Below are 4,592 nucleotides of genomic sequence, written 5' to 3'. Positions count from 1 at the left end.
ATGGCCTCAAGGTGCTCCGAGCGCTCGGTCAGCACCAGCACCTTGCGGCCTTGTTCGAAGGCTATCGTGACCTCGGCGGCGATGGCTTGCGTCCGGACCAAGTCATTGGCAAGGTGCCGGAACACGTCCTGAATGCCCGCCGTGGTCGGCAGGTCAATGCGGGAAGACCGTGACCTCGGCAGCACCTCCAGGTCGTGCGGTGCGCTGGCCGGTCTGGCCGCCGTGTGCCGGATGGGCCCGCATTGCATGAAGATGATCGGCTGCTGGCCATCACGGCGAATCGGCGTGGCGGTCAGGCCGAGCACGAACTTCGCCTTGGTCCGTTTGAGGATGGCATCAAACGACGTGGCGCCAACATGGTGACATTCATCGACGATGACTTGTCCGTAAGTCTCGACCAATGCATTGACCTCGCCCTGACGGGACAGTGACTGCATCACGGCGATGTCGATCCTGCCGGTCGGTTTGGCTTTGCCGCCACCGATGGTGCCGACCACGCCTTTGCCTGCGCCAAGAAAGGCTTGCAGGCGCTCCTGCCATTGCTTGAGCAGCTCGTTTCGATGCACCAGCACCAGGGTGTTCACGCCGCGCCTGGCGATGATGGCGGCCGCCGTGACCGTCTTGCCGAATGCGGTCGGCGCGCACAGCACGCCCGTATCGTGACGCAGCACAGCCGAGACAGCCACCTCCTGGTCATGCCGCAAGGTGCCGACGAAGCTGACATCGATGGACTCCCCACGATACCGCTCGTCCCGCAGGTCGCAGCGAATGCCGTTGTCCTTCAGCAATTCTTGGGCGGCGTCGAGGCAGCCGCGCGGCAACGCGATGTGTTGCGGGTAGTTCTCGGCATTGCCGATCACGCGCGGCTTGTCCCACACCGACATCCGCATGGCCTGGGCCTTGTAGAACTCAGGGTTCTGGAAGGCCGCCAGCCGGATCAGGCGATTGGCCAGCGCTTGGGGCAGCTCGCGCTTCTCGAAATAGATCAGGTTGGCTAGCGTCACGATCAACGCCTCGGGCATCGCGCCCRCCAGCTTCATTGACGCAGTGGCCTCACGCGTCCACGGCGTGGCCAAGTCTTCATCGTCGATGAAGGTCACGTCAAGGGGGTGAATGCCACCGGTTGCGCGCAGGATGGTCGGCTCGATGTCATGCGGTGCCATGCGCTGGATGGACGCAAGGAATGCCCACTGGTCGCGGTGCGGACGCAGATCGACATCAACGAAGACGCTGCAGCCGTTCTCGCGCGGGTGCTTCTGCAGCGGCAGGGCGATCAGGTTGCCGAAACCGCCTTTGGGCATCGTGTCTTGATTGGGAAACAGGCGGTCGTAGGACGCCAGCTTGAGCTGCCGGGTTCGTGCGCAGGTGTGGCTGATGACAGCCGTCCCCAGGCGCCGGGCGTCTCGTGCCGACACCCGCCCCGCAAAGAAGACCCAGGCATGCGCGCCTCGGCCAGAGCGCGAAATCTCTAGCGCCGCTGGCACGCCCAGTTCGCTGCAGGATTGCATGAACGCTCGGGCATCCTCCTGCCACTCGGCCTCGTCGAAATCGACCGCCAGGAAGTAACAGGTGTCGTCCTCCAGCAGCGGGTAGACCCCCACCGTGTGCTGGCCGGCCAGATGGTCATAGATCACCGCATCGGACAGCGGGATCAGGAGACGGTGGGTGCAGTCGGCGCATTTGATGCGCGGCTTCTCGCAGACGCCCGCCCGCCACTCGTTGTCGCAGGCGGGTGCGTAGCCCGATTTGCCTGAGGTCTTGCTTTCCCAGCGGACCGGATAGACATCCGTGCGACCATGGAACAGCCGCCGAAACAGCTCCACCTTCTCGGCGATGGACAGGCGTGACGGCTCGGATTCTGGTTTTGGCTCTGGGGCTGGGGCTGCCGGAGTGGGCGATGATGGCAGGCGCCACTCAATCCCGTGCGATTCCAATAGCGCCACCAGCCGGGCGTTTTCCGCCTGCAAGGCCGGGAACGCATCGTGCTCAGTCATGATCGCGCCCGTGTTTTGCGAGCAAGGTGTCCATGTCTTCACCGACGCCGTAGCCGATGTCGTGGCTGGCGTGGCGAACCGCATCCATGCGCGCCGACAGCGCCGGGCGCTGTGCCTGCGGCAAGTCGGCAATGGCCGTCAGAGCCTCGCCGAACATCCGCACCAGTGCGCCGAAGAAGCCTTCATCCTGCAAGCCCACATCGCGGCTGAAGCCTGATGCCTGCTCGCAATAGAAGATCAGCAGCTCCGCCAGCCCTTCGGGGGTGCCCACCGCCTTTTTGTAGTCTGCGACGGCCTTCTTGGCCTTGGCCACCGAGGTGTTCTGATTCTTGAACACATCGGGCCAGAGCCAGCGGGCTATGGTGACTTTGTAGGGCTCGAGCACGTCCTCGCCGAGGTGCAATCGGGTGTGCAGAAAGGCCTGCGTGTCTTTGCTGGCGGCGTAGAGGTCTTGCACCAGGGCGAACAGGCCAGCACGGTCGAAGTCGGCCAGCTTGGCCTTGACGTCGGTCCACGATGGGTTCGCTTTCTTCGTTGCCATATGAGCGCTCGTTTTCACGCGACGAGGAGGACACGGTGGAGCGTATTGTGGCTTCTTGTGTCGGGTTGGGTGCTTCACGCGGACCCGAGCTTCTGGCACTCGCGGCGCAACAGCGCGACGACCTCGGGCAGGTCCATGGCATCCAGCAAGTTTTTCTTTAGGAAGGCGGCCCACTGGGTTTGCTTCGTCGCATTCTGCGCGAATGCATCGCCCAAACCCGAGGGGAGAGTACTGCGCATTGCGAGTTGACGCCGCGCAAAGGTGGTTTCCGCCGCGATCTGGCAGATCACGCGGAAAGCCGAAACTGCGGTGTCGGCGTCGTCCGGCCCGAATCCGAGCAGATCAGCATCAGTTCGAGGCGAACGGCCTGCACGTGACGGGCAATGAGGTCATGGCCTGGCTGGAAACCTGGGGTACCGAGAGCGAGCTGCCGACGCCGGATTCATCGGCGCCGCGGTCAAGGGGCGATTGGCTCGGGTGGCGGATTCCGCCGAAGAGCGGGTCGCTCGCTGAAGGGACGCACCCCGCCACGCTCCCGCTGCATAGCGACAAGAAGCGCGAAGATCCGGCCCTCAAATGCCTAAAATACAGGGCATTATCAACTTATTTGCCTAATTTGGCGATTTTCTTCCCTGTGCCAGACTTGTGCTCCATGTGGCAAAAGCCTAATATAGCGGGCATTGAGTACGGATAATGCCTAATTTTATGAGCAAATTCGTGATGCCCCTACAGGCCACTGAGCGGGTTGCCCAGCTGGGACAGCGCATCCGGGTGGCGCGGATTCGGCGCGGATGGTCGGTCGCCGATCTCGCCAGCAAGGCCGGTATCAACCGAAACACCCTCACGGCGCTGGAACTCGGTAAGCCAGGTACGGCGGTCGGCGTGTGCTTCACGGTACTGTGGGCACTCGGCCTGGACAAGTCTCTGGACGCTGTTGCGGATCCCGACAGCGATCTCCACGGCAAAGCGCTCGAAGCGTCCCGCCGCCCCACGCGGGCGGGCAAGGCCCGGAAGGCGAGCGACGACTATGACTTCTGAGCGAGAAGCCTATGTCTACATTCAGCTACCCGGCACGTTGGAAACGGTGCCGGCAGCGCTGCTCAGGGTTCAGACGTTGCCTGACGGCACGCAGATAGGGCGGTTTCGCTACGGCGACCGTTACCTTCAGCGCCAAGAGGCGGTTGCACTCGATCCGTTCCAGCTGCCTCTTGCCAAGGAAGTCTTCGAGTTCACCCAACTTAAGGGGATTCCCGGTGCGGTTCGAGACGCTGGCCCCGACGCCTGGGGACGGCGCGTGATCGAGCACAAGCTCGAGCGCAGCGCGGCTGACCTCCAGGAAATCGACTATTTGCTACTTGGACCGCAAGACGGGGCAGGGTACCTGAGCTTCGGGCTGAAGGCCGAACCGCCCGCGCTCAAGCGCCAGTACAACCGCACGCACCAGTTGGCCGAGCTGATCGCGGCCACGCAGGCGATCGAAGAGGGGCGCCCAGTGGCCGCTCATCTGTTCGAACAGCTCGAACCTGGCACCAGCATGGGTGGTGCGCGGCCGAAGGCCACGATCGAGGACGCGCACAGTCTCTGGCTCGGCAAGTTTCCCGCCAGAGATGACCGCTTCAATCTGCAGCGGGTCGAATTTGCGACGCTCGACTTGGCTCGGAGATGCGGCCTGAACGCCACGCAGGCGCGGCTCCATCCGGTTGGCGAGAGTGATGTGCTGATGTTGCAGCGCTTCGACCGCGACCACACCGACAAGGGTTACCTCCGCTTTGGTCTTGTCAGCGGCTTGACTGTGCTCGACTGCGGTGACAGCCACCTGGACCGCGAGCGTTGGTCTTACCCGCTGATGGCCGACAACCTGCGCCGTTGGTCTGACAAGCCGGAAGCCGACTGTGCCGAACTGTTCAGGCGGATGGTCTTCAATGCTGCCGTGACCAACAACGACGACCATCCGCGCAACCATGCCCTGCTGCGCAGACAGAAGGGATGGCGGCTGTCACCGGCCTACGACCTCGTGCCCGCACCCGTGGTCAGCCTGGAGAGGCGCGACCTGGCGT

5 protein-coding genes are annotated in these 4,592 nt (G+C 63.4%); 2 read left to right on the top strand and 3 right to left on the bottom strand.

Going from position 1 to position 4,592, the window contains the following annotated elements; genetic code table 11:
- The 3 genes from AC1DY5_RS42790 to AC1DY5_RS42780 all read right to left on the bottom strand — a co-directional run.
- Nucleotides 1–1,994, bottom strand: a 1,994-nt coding sequence (locus AC1DY5_RS42790; protein WP_478120490.1) for a TOTE conflict system archaeo-eukaryotic primase domain-containing protein, incomplete at its 3' end; no start/stop codon positions are given.
- Nucleotides 1,987–2,613: a hypothetical protein gene (locus AC1DY5_RS42785; protein WP_478120489.1), complete on the bottom strand. Its 627-nt coding sequence runs from the start codon at nucleotides 2,611–2,613 to the stop codon at nucleotides 1,987–1,989. The genes AC1DY5_RS42790 and AC1DY5_RS42785, both read right to left, overlap by 8 nt.
- Nucleotides 2,610–2,825: a hypothetical protein gene (locus AC1DY5_RS42780; protein ID WP_478120488.1), complete on the bottom strand. Its 216-nt coding sequence runs from the start codon at nucleotides 2,823–2,825 to the stop codon at nucleotides 2,610–2,612. Before AC1DY5_RS42780 ends, AC1DY5_RS42785 begins: the two co-directional genes overlap by 4 nt.
- A gap of 415 nt (nucleotides 2,826–3,240) precedes the next feature.
- On the opposite strand from AC1DY5_RS42780, the gene AC1DY5_RS42775 reads away from it, so the two are divergent.
- Together AC1DY5_RS42775 and AC1DY5_RS42770 are read left to right on the top strand one after the other, a co-directional pair.
- Nucleotides 3,241–3,573, top strand: a complete 333-nt coding sequence (locus AC1DY5_RS42775) for a helix-turn-helix transcriptional regulator (protein WP_478120487.1) — start codon at nucleotides 3,241–3,243, stop codon at nucleotides 3,571–3,573.
- Nucleotides 3,563–4,592: type II toxin-antitoxin system HipA family toxin (locus AC1DY5_RS42770; RefSeq protein WP_478120486.1), on the top strand; the 1,030-nt coding region annotated here is incomplete at its 3' end. The genes AC1DY5_RS42775 and AC1DY5_RS42770, both read left to right, overlap by 11 nt.

It is taken from the genome of Variovorax sp. P4_D9, assembly GCF_056401695.1.
This window is presented reverse-complemented; position numbering and strand designations above follow the sequence as displayed.